Annotated in this window: 16 protein-coding genes; 8 read left to right on the top strand and 8 right to left on the bottom strand. The window is 58.3% G+C overall.

Annotation, left to right across the window (positions count from 1 at the left end):
• The first annotated feature begins 118 nt into the window (after positions 1-118).
• The 5 genes from GHN92_RS09980 to GHN92_RS09960 are packed head-to-tail and all read left to right on the top strand — an operon-like array spanning position 119 to position 4228.
• Complete coding sequence (locus tag GHN92_RS09980) at positions 119-934, top strand: alkaline phosphatase family protein (RefSeq protein ID WP_095020262.1); 816 nt, start codon at positions 119-121, stop codon at positions 932-934.
• Positions 931-1767, top strand: coding sequence for an ABC transporter permease subunit (locus tag GHN92_RS09975; RefSeq protein ID WP_153380004.1), 837 nt, complete (start codon positions 931-933; stop codon positions 1765-1767). The genes GHN92_RS09980 and GHN92_RS09975 overlap by 4 nt, the downstream gene beginning before the upstream one ends.
• On the top strand, positions 1754-2554 hold the full coding sequence (locus tag GHN92_RS09970) for an ABC transporter permease (RefSeq protein ID WP_095002133.1): 801 nt from the start codon (positions 1754-1756) through the stop codon (positions 2552-2554). Before GHN92_RS09975 ends, GHN92_RS09970 begins: the two co-directional genes overlap by 14 nt.
• Complete coding sequence (locus GHN92_RS09965; RefSeq protein ID WP_095002134.1) at positions 2551-3540, top strand: ABC transporter ATP-binding protein; 990 nt, start codon at positions 2551-2553, stop codon at positions 3538-3540. Before GHN92_RS09970 ends, GHN92_RS09965 begins: the two co-directional genes overlap by 4 nt.
• 34 nt (positions 3541-3574) lie before the next feature.
• Positions 3575-4228 (top strand): HAD family phosphatase, encoded by a 654-nt coding sequence (locus GHN92_RS09960; RefSeq protein ID WP_095002135.1) that lies wholly within the window; start codon positions 3575-3577, stop codon positions 4226-4228.
• Between the two features lie 103 nt (positions 4229-4331).
• Here GHN92_RS09960 and GHN92_RS09955 read toward each other — a convergent pair whose 3' ends face one another.
• Positions 4332-5294, bottom strand: a complete 963-nt coding sequence (locus GHN92_RS09955) for an NAD(P)H-quinone oxidoreductase (RefSeq protein WP_095002136.1) — start codon at positions 5292-5294, stop codon at positions 4332-4334.
• Positions 5295-5433: 139 nt separating this feature from the next.
• Between GHN92_RS09955 and GHN92_RS09950 the strand changes: the two genes are divergently transcribed.
• On the top strand, positions 5434-7515 hold the full coding sequence (locus tag GHN92_RS09950) for a carboxy terminal-processing peptidase (protein ID WP_169916690.1): 2082 nt from the start codon (positions 5434-5436) through the stop codon (positions 7513-7515).
• A 55-nt stretch (positions 7516-7570) separates the two neighbouring features.
• Here GHN92_RS09950 and GHN92_RS09945 read toward each other — a convergent pair whose 3' ends face one another.
• From GHN92_RS09945 to GHN92_RS09930, 4 genes are all read right to left on the bottom strand, one after another.
• Positions 7571-8014 (bottom strand): tetratricopeptide repeat protein, encoded by a 444-nt coding sequence (locus tag GHN92_RS09945; RefSeq protein WP_095019105.1) that lies wholly within the window; start codon positions 8012-8014, stop codon positions 7571-7573.
• Positions 8015-8383, bottom strand: coding sequence for a hypothetical protein (locus tag GHN92_RS09940; protein WP_095002139.1), 369 nt, complete (start codon positions 8381-8383; stop codon positions 8015-8017). It lies immediately after the preceding gene.
• Positions 8380-8721: a helix-turn-helix transcriptional regulator gene (locus GHN92_RS09935; protein ID WP_095019103.1), complete on the bottom strand. Its 342-nt coding sequence runs from the start codon at positions 8719-8721 to the stop codon at positions 8380-8382. The genes GHN92_RS09940 and GHN92_RS09935 overlap by 4 nt, the downstream gene beginning before the upstream one ends.
• 415 nt (positions 8722-9136) lie before the next feature.
• Positions 9137-9856, bottom strand: coding sequence for an FKBP-type peptidyl-prolyl cis-trans isomerase (locus GHN92_RS09930; RefSeq protein ID WP_095002141.1), 720 nt, complete (start codon positions 9854-9856; stop codon positions 9137-9139).
• Positions 9857-10103: 247 nt separating this feature from the next.
• On the opposite strand from GHN92_RS09930, the gene GHN92_RS09925 reads away from it, so the two are divergent.
• Together GHN92_RS09925 and GHN92_RS09920 are read left to right on the top strand one after the other, a co-directional pair.
• A complete protein-coding gene (locus tag GHN92_RS09925) occupies positions 10104-11918 on the top strand; it encodes a di-heme-cytochrome C peroxidase (protein WP_095002142.1) in 1815 nt (604 codons plus the stop codon).
• 43 nt (positions 11919-11961) lie between these two features.
• On the top strand, positions 11962-13101 hold the full coding sequence (locus tag GHN92_RS09920; protein WP_133144920.1) for a catalase family protein: 1140 nt from the start codon (positions 11962-11964) through the stop codon (positions 13099-13101).
• Between the two features lie 5 nt (positions 13102-13106).
• Here the strand turns inward: GHN92_RS09920 and GHN92_RS09915 are convergent, their stop codons facing one another.
• The 3 genes from GHN92_RS09915 to GHN92_RS09905 form a co-directional block, all read right to left on the bottom strand.
• Positions 13107-14504: a DUF4329 domain-containing protein gene (locus GHN92_RS09915; protein ID WP_133144919.1), complete on the bottom strand. Its 1398-nt coding sequence runs from the start codon at positions 14502-14504 to the stop codon at positions 13107-13109.
• A gap of 242 nt (positions 14505-14746) precedes the next feature.
• Positions 14747-15721, bottom strand: coding sequence for an HTH-type transcriptional regulator CysB (gene cysB, locus GHN92_RS09910; RefSeq protein WP_016780131.1), 975 nt, complete (start codon positions 15719-15721; stop codon positions 14747-14749).
• Positions 15722-15834: 113 nt separating this feature from the next.
• Entirely contained in the window at positions 15835-16335 is a 501-nt protein-coding gene (locus tag GHN92_RS09905; RefSeq protein ID WP_095002144.1) for a universal stress protein, read from the bottom strand.
• Between the last annotated feature and the right edge of the window lie 33 nt (positions 16336-16368).

Raw genomic sequence — 16368 nt, 5'->3', positions numbered from 1 at the left:
GTGGGAGCGGGCTTGCTCGCGATGCCATCGACTCGATCCATCTGATGTGCCGGGTTGTACCCATCGCGAGCAAGCCCGCTCCGACAACAGCTTTTGCGCTGCGCCAGCGGAGTCCTACATGAAACACAACGTCATTCTGGTAGTGCTCGACGGCTTGAACTTTGAGGTCGCCCGCCTTGCCATGGGCCATTTGCAGGCCTATGTCAGTGCAGAACGGGCCGCACTGTACAAGCTCACCTGCGAGTTGCCAGCCCTGTCGCGCCCGCTCTACGAGTGCATCCTCACCGGCGTGCCGCCGATTGAAAGCGGCATTGTCCACAATAATGTCTCGCGCCTGTCCAACCAGCGCAGCGTGTTCCATTACGCTCGTGATGCCGGATTGATCACAGCGGCAGCGGCCTATCACTGGGTCAGTGAGCTCTATAACCGCTCGCCATTCGTGATTGCCCGGGATCGCCATACCCTGGCTGGGGACTTGCCAATCCAATACGGGCATTTCTACTGGAGTGATCATTACCCTGACTCCCACCTGTTCGCCGACGCAGAAAGCCTGCGGTTGGCGCACAAGCCGAATTTTTTACTGGTCCACCCCATGAATATCGACGATGCCGGACACAAACACGGCCTCGATACCGCGCAATACCGCAACAGTGCGCGTTCGGCCGACATTATCCTGGCCGACTATCTGCAAGGCTGGCTGCAGGCCGGCTACCAAGTACTGGTCACTGCTGACCACGGCATGAACAACGATCGCTCCCATAACGGCTTGCTGCCCGAAGAGCGTGAAGTGCCACTGTTTGTGCTGGGCGATGCGTTCAGCCTGAACCCGGATGTCATGCCAAAACAGCTCGAGTTGTGCGGCACGATCTGCGAGTTGCTTGGCGTAGCTCACGACAAACCGCTGTGCCGCGAGCTGCTGAGGCCCGCGCCATGACCCGGGGCAAATGGCTTGCAGTCCTGTGCCTGGTGCCCTTCGCGGTATTTTTTATCGTGTTTCAGATCGCCCCGCTGGTGTGGGTGCTGATCCACAGTGTGCAATCGGAAGAAAGTGGCTGGGGCCTGGCCAACTTCATCAAGATCTTCAACTCCAAATTCTATCTGCAGGCCATCCAACACAGCCTGGAGATCAGTGTCTGGTCCAGCCTGTTCGGCATCATCATTGCCATACTGGGCAGCTATTCGCTGCGCAAGGTGGATTCGCGGCTGCGCAATTTCGTCAACGCATTCGCCAACATGACCAGCAACTTCTCCGGCGTACCGCTGGCCTTCGCCTTCATCATTTTGCTGGGGTTTAACGGCAGTATCACGATCATGCTCAAACAGGCAGGGATCATCGAGGATTTTAACCTCTACTCGAAAACCGGCCTGATCATCCTGTACACCTACTTCCAGATCCCCCTCGGCGTGCTGCTGCTTTACCCTGCCTTCGATGCCCTGCGCGAGGACTGGCGCGAATCGGCCTCCCTGCTGGGCGCCAACAGCTGGCAGTTCTGGCGGTTTATCGGCCTGCCGGTACTGACCCCGGCACTGCTCGGCACCTTCGTTATCCTGCTGGCCAACGCCCTGGGGGCCTATGCCACGGTGTATGCCTTGACCACCGGCAACTTCAACGTACTGCCCATCCGCATTGCCGCGATGGTGTCAGGCGATATCAGCCTGGATCCGAACATGGCCAGCGCCTTGGCGGTGATCCTAGTGGGGCTGATGACCCTGGTAACCCTGGTGCATCAGTGGCTGTTAAAGAGGAGCTACCATGTCGCGCGCTGAAACCACTTCCGCCAGCCTGTACCACCGCAGTGTGGTCTGGCTGCTGTTTCTGATTTTGTTGCTACCGCTGCTGGGCACGTTTATCTACTCCATCGCCAGCAGTTGGTCAGCCACGGTGTTGCCCAGCGGCTTTACCTTCAAGTGGTATGACCAGCTGTGGAGCGACCCGCGCTTCCTCAAGGCCTTCGGCCAGTCGCTGCTGGTCTGCGTCGCGGCGCTGGTGCTGTCCGTAGTGCTGATCCTGCCGCTGCTGTTTGTGGTGCATTACCACTTCCCCAAGCTGGATGCGCTGATGAACATCCTGATCCTGCTGCCCTTCGCCGTGCCGCCGGTGGTGTCATCGGTAGGCTTGCTGCAACTCTATGGTTCCGGCCCGCTGCAAATGGTCGGTACGCCGTGGATCCTGATCGGCTGTTATTTCACCGTCGCACTGCCGTTCATGTACCGCGCGATCACCAACAACTTGCAGGCGATCAACCTGCGCGACTTGATGGACGCGGCCCAACTGCTGGGTGCCAGCACCTGGCAGGCGGCATTTTTGGTGGTGCTGCCCAATTTGCGTAAAGGCCTGATGGTAGCCCTGCTGCTGTCATTCTCGTTCCTGTTTGGCGAGTTTGTGTTCGCCAATATCCTGGTCGGCACCCGCTACGAGACCTTGCAGGTATTCCTGAACAATATGCGCAACAGCAGCGGCCACTTCACCAGCGCGCTGGTCATATCCTATTTCCTCTTTGTACTGGTGCTGACCTGGGTTGCCACCTTCCTGAACAAGGACAAAAGCCAATGAGCTTCGTCAGCGTTGAACACCTGCAAAAATCCTATTCCGGCACCCCGGTATTCAGTGATATCAACTGCAGCATCGCCAAGGGTGAATTCGTCACCCTGCTCGGTCCGTCCGGTTGCGGCAAGTCCACGCTGCTGCGCTGTATCGCCGGGTTGACGCCGGTAGATGGCGGTAAGATCCTGCTCGATGGCCAGGACATCGTGCCAGTGAGCCCGCAAAAACGTGGCATCGGCATGGTGTTTCAGAGTTATGCGCTGTTCCCCAACATGACTGTCGAACAAAACGTGGCCTTCGGCCTGCGCATGCAGAAGGTCAAGGCCGATGACAGCCACAAACGCGTGGCCGAAGCCTTGCAACTGGTGGAGCTGAATGACTTCGCCAAGCGCTATCCGCACCAGTTGTCAGGTGGTCAGTGCCAGCGTGTGGCCCTGGCCCGCTCACTGGTGACGCGTCCGCGCCTGCTGCTGCTGGATGAGCCGCTGTCGGCGCTGGATGCGCGAATTCGCAAGCACTTGCGCGAGCAGATCCGCACCATCCAGCGCGAGCTGGGCCTGACCACTATCTTCGTGACCCACGATCAGGAAGAAGCACTGGTGATGAGCGACCGCATTTTTCTGATGAACAAGGGTCATATCGTGCAGAGCGGCAATGCTCAGACCCTCTATGCGGCCCCGGCAGATGCCTTCGCCGCAGGTTTTATCGGCAACTACAACCTGCTGGACGCGCAAACTGCCAGCCGCCTGTTGCAGCGCCCGGTCAGCAGCCGCATCGCCATTCGCCCGGAAACCCTGGGGTTGAGTGTGCAGGGTGAGCCGGACGGGGTGATTCTCAGCCACAGCTTGTTGGGTAACGTGATCCGCTATCGCGTCGAGGTGCGTGGCGTGCAATTGATCGTCGACGTACTCAACCGTGCGCCCGGCGATTTGTACCCGGACGGCCAAGCCGTTGCGCTATCCATCGATTCGAGCACCCTTTGTGAGGTAGCCTGATGTTCCTGAATTCACTGAAGAGAGAGTTGCGCTGATGGCCCTGGCAATTTTTGATCTGGACGAAACCCTGATTCATGGCGACTGCGCCACCCTCTGGAGCGAGCAGATGGGCCGCCTGGGCTGGGTCGACCCGGTGTCGTTCATGCAGCGCAACAACGAACTGATGGCCGCCTACAGCCGGGGCGAGCTGGCCATGGAAGACTATATGGCTTTCAGCCTGGAGCCGCTGATCGGCCGCAGCCCCGAAGAAGTCGCGCACCTGGTCGAGCCCTGGGTTGAGGACTATATCGAACCGATCATCTTCAGTGACGCAACCAGAACCATTGCCGCGCACCGCAAGGCGGGCGACCGGATCCTGGTCATTTCGGCCTCGGGCACCCACCTGGTCAAACCCATTGCCGAGCGCCTGGGTATCGATGAAGTGCTGGGCATTGAGCTGGAAGTGGCTCACGGCTTTTATACCGGGCACACGGTGGGCACTTTGACTTACCGCGAAGGCAAGATTACGCGCCTGCTGGAGTGGCTGGATGAGCAGGAAGAAAACCTGGAAGGCGCGAGCTTTTACTCCGATTCGCGCAACGACTTGCCGCTGCTGCTCAAGGTCGATCACCCCCATGTGGTAAACCCGGACCCGGTGCTGCGCGAACAGGCTGAAAAGGCCGGGTGGCCGATTCATCACTGGAAATGACCCCCTGAAACTGTGGGAGCGGGCTTGCTTGCGATGGCATCACCGCGATTTGCCTGCCAGACCCTATCGCCTGTATCGCAGGCAAGCCAGCTCCCACAGAGGATCAGGTTAAGCTGCTGTCGATCACCAGCACCAGCTTGCCCGACACCTGGTTGCTGGCCAGTTCGGCAAACGCTGCCTGCGCGTCCTCAATCGGGAAGGTCTTGGCCAGTTGCGGACTCAGGCGGCCTTCGGTAAACAATGGCCATACCTGCTGCCCCAGATCACTGAGCAAATCCGCCTTGAACTGATCGCTGCGGCTGCGCAGGGTCGAGCCCAGCAACTGAATACGCTTGCCCAGGACCAGCGCCAGATCCAGCTCGGCCTTGCGCCCGCCCATCAGGCCAATCAACACCCAGCGCCCGTCCTGGGCCAGCAGTTTGAGGTTGGATTCGGCATAGTTGGCCCCCACAGGGTCCAGCACCACGTCGAAAGGCCCCAGCGCCTTGAGACTGTCCAGCCCCTCGGTACGCACCACGCCACCCTGGGCACCCAGCGCCTGGCAGTAAGCCAGGCGCTCGGCCGAGCCCACGCTCACCCAGCACGGGCTACCAAAGGCTTTGCACAGCTGAATGGCCGCTGAACCAACACCACTTGCCCCCGCGTGCAGCAATACTTTTTCGCCCGGCTTGAGCGCGGCCAGTTGAAACAGGTTCAGCCATGCCGTGCTGTACACCTCGGGCAATGCCGCAGCCTCCAGCAGCGACAAACCTTCAGGCACCGGCAGTGCATGACGGGCATCAACCACCACTTCCTCGGCCATGCCACCCCCGGCCAGCAAGGCACAGACGCGATCACCCACTTGCCAGGACGACCCTGGCCCTACTTCGCTGACCACACCTGAACACTCCAGGCCCAATACCTCACTGGCCCCCGGCGGCGGCGGATACAAGCCGGCGCTTTGCAACAGATCGGCCCGATTGAGTCCGGCTGCCGCCACACGAATACGGATTTGCCCTACATCACAGGTGGGGCTTGGCTCTTCAACCCACTTCACTTGACCTTCAACGCCTTGCAATGCTTTCACAGTGCCTCCATAGTGAGTCTGGACTGAGCCCGGAGCTGTTGCACCGGGCTTTTTGCATTATGCGACCGGTCCTTGATGGAACCGGCGACTTCAAAGACGGCCTAATATGCGTTATCAATTGCCCCCGCGTCGAATCAGCATGAAGCATTTATTCCCTAGCACCGCACTTGCCCTATTCATTGGCCTAGGCGTTTTGCCGTTTTCGGCCAATACGTTCGCCGCTAACAGTTGGGATAACCTTCAGCCCGATCGTGATGAGGTAATTGCCAGTCTTAACGTTGTTGAGCTGCTCAAGCGCCATCATTACAGCAAGCCGCCACTGGATGATGCCCGCTCGGCAATCATCTATGACAGCTATCTGAAGCTGCTCGACCCTTCGCGCAGTTACTTTCTGGCGAGCGATATTGCCGAATTCGACAAATGGAAATTCCAGTTTGACGACTTCCTCAAAAGCGGCGATCTGAACCCCGGTTTCATTATCTACAAACGCTATCTGGATCGCGTCAAATCGCGCCTGGACTTTGCGCTTGCCGAGTTGAACAAGGGCGTTGACTCGCTGGACTTCAATGCCAAGGAAACCCTGGAGATCGACCGCAAGGACGCTCCATGGCTCAAGACCGAAGCCGAACTCAACAACCTGTGGCGCAAACGCATCAAGGATGAAGTCCTGCGTCTGAAAATCGCCGGCAAAGAGCCTGCGAAAATCCAGGAACTGTTGACCAAGCGCTACAAGAATCAATTGTCGCGCCTTGACCAGACCCGCAGCGAAGACATCTTCCAGGCGTATATCAACACCTTCGCCATGTCTTACGATCCGCACACCAACTATCTGTCGCCAGATAACGCGGAAAACTTCGATATCAATATGAGCCTGTCGCTGGAAGGCATAGGCGCCGTGTTGCAGAGCGATAACGACCAGGTAAAAATTGTCCGTCTGGTGCCGGCAGGCCCGGCCGATAAAACCAAGCAGGTCGCACCGGCAGACAAGATCATCGGCGTTGCCCAGGGCGACAAAGAGATGGTCGACGTGATCGGCTGGCGTCTGGATGAAGTGGTCAAGCTGATTCGTGGCCCTAAAGGCTCCGTGGTGCGCCTGGAAGTGATTCCGGCGAGCAACGCACCCAATGACCAGACCAGCAAGATCGTGTCCATCACCCGTGAAGCGGTGAAGCTTGAAGAGCAGGCGGCGAAAAAGTCGATCCTCAACCTCAAGCAGGATGGCAAGAACTACAAGCTGGGCGTGATTGAAATTCCGGCGTTCTACCTGGACTTCAAGGCGTTCCGTGCTGGCGACCCGAACTACAAGAGCACCACCCGTGACGTTAAAAAACTGCTGACCGAGTTGCAGAAAGAAAAAGTCGATGGCGTGATTATCGACCTGCGCAACAACGGTGGCGGCTCGTTGCAGGAAGCCACCGAACTGACCAGTCTGTTTATCGACAAGGGCCCGACCGTGCTGGTGCGTAATGCAGACGGCAAGGTCGACGTGCTTGAAGACGAAAACCCGGGGGCGTTCTACAAAGGCCCGATGGCATTGCTGGTCAACCGCCTGTCGGCTTCGGCTTCGGAGATCTTCGCCGGTGCCATGCAGGACTACCACCGCGCGCTGATTATCGGCGGCCAGACGTTCGGCAAGGGCACGGTGCAAACCATCCAGCCGCTGAATCACGGTGAGCTGAAACTGACCCTGGCCAAGTTCTACCGGGTTTCCGGCCAGAGCACCCAGCATCAGGGCGTTCTGCCTGACGTCGCCTTCCCGTCGATTATCGACACCAAGGAAATCGGCGAAAGCGCACTGCCCGAAGCCATGCCGTGGGACACTATCCGTCCTGCGATCAAGCCCGCCGTCGACCCGTTCAAGCCTTATATCGACAAGCTCAAGGCCGAGCACGAAGCCCGGGTGGCCAAGGATGCCGAGTTCATCTTTATCCGTGACAAACTGGCCCTGGCCGAGAAGCTGATGGCCGAAAAGACCGTCAGCCTCAACGAAGCCGAGCGTCGCGCCCAGCACGCCGATATCGATGCCAAGCAGTTGGTGATGGAAAACGCCCGCCGCCAGGCCAAGGGCGAAGCGCCGCTCAAGGAAATGAAGAAAGAAGACGAAGATGCACTGCCGGTCGAGCCTGAAAAGACCAAGCCGGAAGATGACGCCTATCTGAGTGAAACCGGGCGGATTCTGCTGGACTACCTCAAGCTCACCTCACAGGTGGCCAAGAAGTAAGTCAGATCGGTAAAAACAGGGCGGCCCGCATGATGCGGGCCGCCCTTTTTATTGGCTAACGGTAAAGCCTGGCCATCTGCGGGTCAGCCATCAACCCCGGGCCACCCTGTTGATACAGCACCGCCAGCTTGTGCCCTGCCAGCGGGTGCCCGGCTTTTGCCGCCATCGTCCACCAGCGTGCAGCCTCGGCAGCGTCAGGCGTCTTGCTCAGCGTCCCTGCCAGGCTGAAAACGCCTACCTGGTAGGCTGCCTTGGCGTCACCACTGAGTGCCGCCAGACGCAACAAACGCACCCCCTCCTCCCTGGCGCCCATCCCTTGACCGCGAAAGGCCAGGATATGGCCGTAGAAACTTTGGGCACTGGTGCTGCCGAGGTTGGCCATGCGTGCGAACTGGCCCTCCATCCAGCGCCAGATACGCGGCTGACGGACACACCATGGCCAGTGAAACAACTTGCGCGCCAGCCAGTAACTCAGGCGCGCCTTGAGCCGCCAGAGCACTCAAGCCTCCTCGTGCTCGTAAACATACTCGAACACCCGCACCACCTCAGAGGCATGCCAGGACGCAGCGGCAATCCCGTCCGGCGGGCCGGGGAAACGCCCGAGGCGCTCCACGCATTCGAAAAAACCGGTACGTGGCAGACGGCTTGCACCCTGGCTGATCACCAACGAACTGCGCAATGGCTGATCGGCCTTGGCATCCATCGCCGCCAGATGTTCAAGTGCGGCGGTGAGGGTCAACATGGCGGGGCTCGGCAATTGCAACCGTTCCAGTAATGCACGGTAAGTCAGCAAGTGGCGCTGTCGACGCGCCTGATCGAGTTCAGCCAACAACCCATCCCAGTGTTGACGACTGATGCGCACGTTCATGATGCTTCCCTCCAGCCTGCGATACCAAGCTCCCAGGCCAAGCTGCGACGGATAGCGAGGTCTGGCAGACGCTCGCCGGTTTCGATCATTCCCAGATATGACGGACTAATGCCTACCGTGCGTGCCAGCACCTCAAGGGCCAGGCCCTTGTTCTCGCGCAAGTGACGCAACTGATCGAGTCCGGGGTGCACCTGCTCGGGTGCCGGTGGCTGCAGATCCTTGTCAGGCTCGGCAACTGGCTCCTGGACTCCAGCAGCCTTGAGCAGTGCCTGATAACTCTCCCATGAAAGAACGGCGTATTCAGGCTCACCATTACGCTTGATGATTTGAAGATCCATTACTAAACCCCGTCAGACTTTTTTCGTAAATCGAGTCAGAACTTTCCCTTTGAGCTTAATCCTATCAGCCGCGAAGGTCTCTGGGGTTTTCACTCAAAAGTGAATAATTTGTGAAAACAACCGAAAAAGCCGTCATTTGCTGAAAATGTTATCCACACAAATTGTGGATAACCTTGTGAACAGAGCTGTTTTTCAACCCTGAAAGGCCCGTCCCATAAGGGCTGTACTCAGATCGGGCATTTTTTACACACATAAAAAAACCCATAAATTCATTGACTTGGCAGTCAGCAACTACTAGCCAAGAGAACTTATGGGTATTGAAAATACTGCAGGACAAAGCCTACAGAAACAAAAGGTGGACTACATAAACGACAACGCCCCGTCGAGACGGGGCGTTGCCTGTACCAGAAGCTGCTTACTGGGCAGCGTCTTGTGCCGGTTTTGCAGGGTCTTTGATGCCCAGCAGCTCCAGGTCGAATACCAGCACCGAATTGGCCGGGATAGCCGGGCTCGGGCTTTGCGCGCCGTAAGCCAGTTCGCTAGGGATATACAGCTTGTACTTCTCGCCAACGTGCATCAGTTGCAGGCCTTCAACCCAACCCGGGATCACGCCGCTAACCGGCAAATCAATCGGGCTGCCGCGCTCAACCGAGCTGTCGAACACCTTGCCGTCGATCAGTTTGCCTTCATAGTGAACAGTGACTACGTCGGTAGCTTTTGGCTGAGGGCCATCGGCTTTCTTGATAACTTCGTACTGCAAGCCGGAAGCGGTAGTGACAACACCGGCCTTCTTGCCATTTTCTTCGAGGAATTTTTTGCCTGCCGCAGAGGCTTCTTCACTCATTTTGGTCAGACGTTCTTCGGCACGTTTTTGCAGGGCTGCGAACGCTTCGATCAGTTCGTCATCCTTAAGCTTTTGCTCTTTTTTGCCGACGGCATCTTCGATGCCCTGGGCTACGGCCTTGGAATCCAGATCATCCATGCCTTCTTGAGCCAGGCTCTTGCCCATGTTCAGGCCAATGCCGTACGAGGCTTTTTGCGCCGGAGTTTTCAGCTCTACGCTGGTCTGCGAATCACAACCCGCCAGTACCAGGCTTACCAGGGCCACAGCTGCCGCCAACCGATGCTGTTTCATGCTATTTCCTTGTTCATGCGCCAAATGGGCAATCGAATAAAGCCGCGAGCTTATCAGGCGGCCGCGACCAATGGCTACCGGCATAAGAGAGGCAATTGGTGGATAAGTTCATGCATTAATAACAATTCATTTTAGCCGCAACTTTTGTTAACACATCGGTAAACCCGGCAATGCACCCCCCTGCTCTCTTGATGCCTGACCGCAGCTGAGGCATAAGGCTGTAATTATTTTTACAAGGAGCGTTACTGTGCGTCTGTTTTACCGTGTTCTGCTGGGGCTGCTGGTGGCTGTAGCCATGGGCCTTGGCCTGGTGATCTATTTTGTTGCCAATCCAAAACTGCCAGCCTACCAGCCTGTGCAGCAACTGCACTACCTGGATCAGTGGAGTCCTGCTGAGCGCCAGACCTACTACTACACCCCCCAGGGCACTCAGGTTAAAGGCCTGCATTACGACTGGTTCAGCGCCCTGGAGCTGCCGTTTTCCAAACAACCCTTCGCGGCCCCCGAGTACCTGGCGCGCTTCGGCTTTCTGGTGGACCCCAAGCAGCAGGCCAGTGCTGCCAACCCGGGTAACCTGCCAGTAGGCTTTACCCGCCACCAGAACCCCGGCAGCAACGTGGAGTATCTGGATATCACCTGCGCGGCCTGCCACACCGGCGAATTGCGTTTCAAAGGCCAGGCGGTGCGCATTGACGGGGCTCCGGCACAGCATGTGCTGCCATCGAGCGTGCCAACCCTGCGCGGCGGCAGCTTCGGCCAGGCGCTGGTCGCCAGCCTCGCAGCGACCTACTACAACCCGTGGAAATTCGAACGATTCGCCCGCACCGTACTGGGCGATCAATATGATGCGCAGCACCAGCAACTGCGCAAGGACTTCAAGGCATCGCTGGACACCTTCCTTGGCGTGGCCTGGAACGATACCCATCGCGGCCTTTATCCGACACTCGAAGGCCCGGGCCGTACCGATGCCTTCGGCCGGATCGCCAACGCCAGTTTCGGCGACGCGATTTCCCCCGACAACTATCGCGTAGCCAATGCCCCGGTAGACTATCCGCACCTGTGGGACATGTGGACCTTCGACTGGGTGCAGTGGAACGGGTCAGCCAAGCAGCCGATGGCACGCAACATCGGTGAGGCGCTTGGCGTGGGCGCGACCCTGAACTTTTTCGACAAACATGGCCAACCCCTGCAGGGCGATGCCCGTTATCCGTCCAGTGTTCGCGTCAACGATCTGCACCTGATCGAAGAAACCCTGCAAAAGCTCAAACCACCGGTCTGGCCTGAAGCGCTGTTCGGTAAAATTGACCGCCCACTGGCGGCCAAGGGTCGAACCCTGTTCAGCGAAAACTGCGCCGGTTGCCATGTGCCGCCTGAAGTTGAAGAAAACGGGCGGATGGTCAAGCAACTCAAGTTGCTGCCTGTGGAAGTGATCGGTACCGACCCCAATACCGCCAATAATATCGCCGACAACCGCTACGACCTCAGTGCGCTGCAATGGGACGCAGAGGAGCTGGCCAGGATGAACGTCGACCTGTACCCCAGGACCGACGCACCTCTGGACATGAGCAAGCTGTCTGTGGCCAAGGGCCTGGCCTATGTCACCGCCTTTGTTGAAAAGCGTGCCTATCACGATGCCAATATCGGCCCCGAAGAACAGGATCGCCTCAACGGCTTTGGCTTGCCGATCGGCGTATTGGAGGTGCGTGCCTACAAGGCGCGGCCGCTGGACGGGATCTGGGCCACAGCACCCTTCCTGCACAATGGTTCGGTGCCTACGGTGTACCAATTGCTCTCGCCTCAGGCCGAGCGTGATCAGACCTTTTATCGCGGCAGTTTTGAATATGACCCGCGCCACCTGGGCTATCGCACCGAGGCCTTTGACGGCGGTTTTGTACTCGACACCCGCATCAGCGGCAACCACAACAGCGGTCACGAGTTCCGCGCCGGCCCTCGCGGCAACGGGGTCATCGGGCGGCTGCTGCAACCCGAAGAACGCTGGGCATTGCTGGAGTACCTGAAAGTGCTCGGCGGTCCTCTTGAGCAGGAATTGCCACAGCCATGAAAGATCTCCGTCATCTGAAAAAAATCGCTAAAAGGATGTTTGCATGCTGACCACTTTCTGGCTTCGACTCGGCAAATGGCTGGGCAAGCTGCTTTTACTGCTCGTTGCCCTGGGCTTGCTCGGTTGGGCGCTGGCCTCCGGCTGGTACGCCTGGCAACATCGCGGGCCGGTTTCGGCGCGCGAGCAGATCCCGGACGGTGAAGCCGCCATGACCCGGGACACCATCCAGACCGCAATCCGCATCGTCGACCAGCACCGCGAAAACACCCGCTACTTGCGCGATGCCCATGCCAAGGCCCACGGCTGCGTCAAGGCCGAAGTCGAGGTGCTCGCCGACCTCGACCCGGCGCTGCGCCAGGGTGTGTTTGCCACGCCGGGCAAAACCTGGCAAGCGGTGATGCGCCTGTCCAATGGCAACGCCTACCCGCAGTTCGACAGCATTCGCGATGCCCGCGGCATGGCCATCAAGTTGCAGGACGTGCCCGGTACTCAACTGATGCCAGGCCAGCAAGGGCGCACCGAGCAGGACTTTGTGATGTTCAACCATCCCAATTTCTTTGTCAGCGATGTCGCTGAATACCGCCAGAACATCGGCGCGCAAGCCGATGGCAAAAAGGTCCTGGCGTTTTTCCCGTCCTGGGACCCGCGCAGCTGGCAAGTGCGCCATCTGTTTATCGCCCTGGCTACCCTGGCGCCTGCCCCGACCAGCCCGACACAAACGACATATTTTTCTGTGTCGCCCTACAAGTTCGGCACAGCCAATGCCAAGTACCGCGTAGCCCCTGACCCCGACAGTTGCCCGGCTTACAGCCTGCCCAAGCAGAATGAGGCGCTGCCCAATTTTTTGCGTAACGCCTTGAACCAGCAACTGTCAACGGATCGGGTGCCCGCCTGCTTTGTGCTGCAGATCCAGCGTCAGGACGCCAATCGTTTTATGCCGATCGAAGACACCAGCATCGAGTGGAAAGAATCGGACGCGCCCTTTGAAACCGTCGCACGGGTCAAGGTGCCAGCTCAGGACTTTGACACGCCAGGCCAGAATCTGGCTTGTGACAACCTGTCGTTCAGCCCATGGCATGGCATTGAGGAACACCGGCCGATTGGCGGGATCAACCGCCTGCGCAAGGCGGTGTATGACGCGGTCAGCGACTATCGCCACGCACGCAACGTCGAGCAGCAATAACCCGCTTATTCGACAACGGGTGCAAACGGCACCCAGTTGTCCATGACCTGGCCCGCCTGAGTCCAGACTGCGTCTGTCTTTACCACCTGGAGGACAAACGCAGCCGCGACACGTCGCACATAAGCCGTTGCGTCCACTTGGCCCCGGGCCAACTGCCTGTCCAATGGGCTGGTGAAGTCATCCGGGTGGGTAACGCTGGCGATCAACTCGCGCTCGGCGTCTTCCGAAAAGCGCCTACAGGACAATAACGCCCCCTCCGGTGCAGAAAAATAGGCACGTGTGCCGGGGGTCGCCTGCATCAATAAGAAATCGACCCACAGGTTGTCCGGGCTCAAAAAGTCGCTCAACACGCGAGCCTGCGCCACAGGCACGGTATAGCGATGGACATCCGCCGTGTGATACACCGCGTTCATCTGATAGCCCTCTGGCAATTGCGGTATGCCGCCGCTGTTCCTGGGAAAAACCTCAGGTCGGTCGAACGTGCGGTAGACCGTTGACAGGGGCCGGGTGCAAATAAACGATGAAGTTTGCGAATGTTTGAGGATAAAGCCCGCCTGCTGGGTCTGGCGACCTTGGCTCAGTTGGCTGTGGGCAAACAATGCAGCGGCATCGGCACTGGCAAGAGCGGGCCCATAAATGGGCGGCACGTCGGCCTCCCAGAGGATTTGCGCCTGCCATTCCCGCCACCCCGCGGAAATCCTGCCGCGCCTGCGCCAGAACGAGCCCGCAAGCACCACAGTCAGCTCCCCGGCGACATGCACCATCGACAGCAGGTGGCTGGGCAGAAAAATGCTAGGCGGATACGACTGCTCAAGGTGATCAGGCGTTTGCGGGTGTACCAGCATCAGCAACGGTTCCAGCGCCAGCTCCTGGGCCGAGCCGCTGGCCGCATAGCAGATCAGGCTTTGATCCACGCTGGACAAGTACAAACGCGGATAGTTATGGCGAAAGGCTATGGCCATGCGCAAGTCCATCAACGAGAAAAAATTGTCCTGCAACTCGCTTTCGGGATCACCTGCCAAAATTGTTCGCTGGAACGCTGCATGTGAGTGATAGAGGCCTTCAAGCACGTAGCCTTGCGGCGGCACCATATCGCCATTAGAGGCTCGCGAAAGCACATCGGACGGACGAAACAGGTTCCCGTCGCTGCACACCGGCAATGTCGCGTAAAACCGGCCGTCCTTGCTCAGGATAAAACCACCGTACTCTTTGTCACGACGGTTGCCGATCAGGTCATGGGCATAGACCGCAGCGTCATCGGCGCTGATAAATCTGGGGCTTAGCTCCGGTCTTGGTCTAAGCAACGCCTGTGTTTCGGGACCGTTTCCTTGCGTATCGTCATTCATCCCCCCTGTGCGCAACGCGCGCCTGGCGGGGCAAGTGCTATGGATGGGGTGATTCATGTCCGGGCTCCTGGAAGTCAGTGGAGCCCTTAGTTTCAAATAAGTGCGTTTCTGGCGGGCACTAAATAAATATCCATAAAGCGCTCAGCCAGCGCCTGGCCAGTGTGCAGCAATTACAGCCCTGCGAACCAAATGTGGGAGCGGGCTTGCTCGCGATGCAGACGGCGCGATCCTTGAATCAGATCGCGTCGATGCCATCGCGGGCAAGCCCGCTCCCACAGGGGTAGTACAGGGCCGGCGAATCAGTGAACCGGCAATTCCACGCCTTCAAACAGCTCTTCCAGCTCTTGCTTGTTGTGGCAGGCAATCGCTTTGGCCATCACTTCACGGGTGAGGTGCGGGGCAAATTTCTCGATAAAGTCGCACATGAATCCGCGCAGGAAAGTGCCACGACGGAAACCGATTTTGGTGATGCTGGACTCGAACAGCTCGCTGGCATCAAGGACCACCAGATCTTTATCCAGATTGGTGTCGACGGCCATTTTGGCCACGATGCCAACACCCAGGCCCAAACGCACATAGGTTTTGATCACGTCGGCGTCGGCAGCGGTAAATACCACTTTAGGGGTCAGGCCACGATGGCTGAACGCCTCGTCGAGCTTGGAGCGACCGGTAAAGCCGAACACATAGGTCACGATCGGGTATTCGGCCAGCGCTTCGAGGGTCAGCTTTGGCAGTTTGGTCAGCGGGTGACCCTGAGGCACCACGACGCAGCGATTCCAGCGGTAGCACGGCATCATCACCAGGTCGCCGAACAGCTCAAGGGCTTCAGTGGCAATGGCAAAATCGACAGTGCCATCGGCGGCCATCTCGGCGATCTGCATGGGCGAACCCTGGTGCATATGCAGGGCTACGTCCGGATACTGCTTGATAAAGTTGCTGATCACCGGCGGCAATGCATAACGCGCCTGGGTGTGGGTGGTGGCAATCGACAGCGTACCCTTTTTCTCGTTGGAGAATTCCTGGGCGATCTGCTTGATGCTTTCGACCTTGCGCAGGATCTCGCCAGCGGTCGTGATGATGCGCTCGCCAGCCGGAGTGACGCGAGTCAGATGTTTGCCGCTGCGGGCAAATACCTCGACGCCCAGTTCGTCTTCAAGCAGGCGGATCTGTTTGCTGATACCCGGCTGTGAGGTGTAAAGACTCTGCGCGGTGGCCGAAACGTTGAGGTCGTGGTGCGCCACTTCCCAGATGTAGCGCAATTGTTGAAGCTTCATATGCATCCCTCAAAGCTGATAGGCGCCAAGGCATCGGCGGCGATATATAACTATATGGAAGGTTGGAATAAGAAATCTAGAACTTTTTTATCATTTTTATTGATTCATCAGCCTTACACATCAGCACTGCGCCGGCGCTGCATCAGGGGCACCAGATACACCGGTATCTTGGCCAGCTCGATAACTCGGGCGGCCGTACGCCCCAAATGCGATTCGCCCCCCGAGGGCTGGGCATGACTGCCCAGTATGAGCAGGTCTACTGAAAGCTTTTGCGACTGCTCCAGAATGACGTGTGAAGGCTCCCCTTGAATAACCTTGACCGATCGGATCAAGGCCAGTTCCTGTTCCCACCCCGCCAACTCTTCGCGAAGACTCTCCAATACCCGCAACTCGATATTGGAAAGCATTGTGCTCATGCCCTGCTGGTGCAGCTCGCTCAACGCCTGCTCATCGAGATAGCTCTGCAGTACCGACTCGGCAAACAGGCCCATGGGCTCAACCACATGCAACACAAACAGATCGGCGCTGAAACTGCGGGCCATTCCAAGCGCATGCTGCATCACAACGGGCGCGTAAATGCCGAGGTCAGTGGCGTACAGGATTGAGCGAATCATGCGACCTTCCCGACAGCGTCAATATACGAAGTA

The sequence above is a fragment of the Pseudomonas sp. FSL R10-2964 genome (genome assembly GCF_009600035.1).
Taxonomy (GTDB): domain Bacteria; phylum Pseudomonadota; class Gammaproteobacteria; order Pseudomonadales; family Pseudomonadaceae; genus Aquipseudomonas; species Aquipseudomonas bubulae.
The sequence above is the reverse complement of the archived record's forward strand: the minus strand, read 5'-3'. Positions and strand labels throughout refer to the sequence as shown.

Excerpts from the sequence above, each read along its gene's own strand:
- GHN92_RS09940 (WP_095002139.1), bottom strand. The coding sequence starts at position 8,383 with ATGAACGTGCGCATCAGTCGTCAACACTGGGATGGGTTGTTGGCTGAA.
- GHN92_RS09980 (WP_095020262.1), top strand. The coding sequence starts at position 119 with ATGAAACACAACGTCATTCTGGTAGTGCTCGACGGCTTGAACTTTGAG.
- GHN92_RS09920 (WP_133144920.1), top strand. The coding sequence starts at position 11,962 with ATGCTGACCACTTTCTGGCTTCGACTCGGCAAATGGCTGGGCAAGCTG.
- GHN92_RS09975 (WP_153380004.1), top strand. The coding sequence starts at position 931 with ATGACCCGGGGCAAATGGCTTGCAGTCCTGTGCCTGGTGCCCTTCGCG.
- GHN92_RS09905 (WP_095002144.1), bottom strand. The coding sequence starts at position 16,335 with ATGATTCGCTCAATCCTGTACGCCACTGACCTCGGCATTTACGCGCCC.
- GHN92_RS09970 (WP_095002133.1), top strand. The coding sequence starts at position 1,754 with ATGTCGCGCGCTGAAACCACTTCCGCCAGCCTGTACCACCGCAGTGTG.
- cysB (WP_016780131.1), bottom strand. The coding sequence starts at position 15,721 with ATGAAGCTTCAACAATTGCGCTACATCTGGGAAGTGGCGCACCACGAC.
- GHN92_RS09915 (WP_133144919.1), bottom strand. The coding sequence starts at position 14,504 with ATGAATCACCCCATCCATAGCACTTGCCCCGCCAGGCGCGCGTTGCGC.
- GHN92_RS09950 (WP_169916690.1), top strand. The coding sequence starts at position 5,434 with ATGAAGCATTTATTCCCTAGCACCGCACTTGCCCTATTCATTGGCCTA.
- GHN92_RS09960 (WP_095002135.1), top strand. The coding sequence starts at position 3,575 with ATGGCCCTGGCAATTTTTGATCTGGACGAAACCCTGATTCATGGCGAC.
- GHN92_RS09965 (WP_095002134.1), top strand. The coding sequence starts at position 2,551 with ATGAGCTTCGTCAGCGTTGAACACCTGCAAAAATCCTATTCCGGCACC.
- GHN92_RS09935 (WP_095019103.1), bottom strand. The coding sequence starts at position 8,721 with ATGGATCTTCAAATCATCAAGCGTAATGGTGAGCCTGAATACGCCGTT.
- GHN92_RS09930 (WP_095002141.1), bottom strand. The coding sequence starts at position 9,856 with ATGAAACAGCATCGGTTGGCGGCAGCTGTGGCCCTGGTAAGCCTGGTA.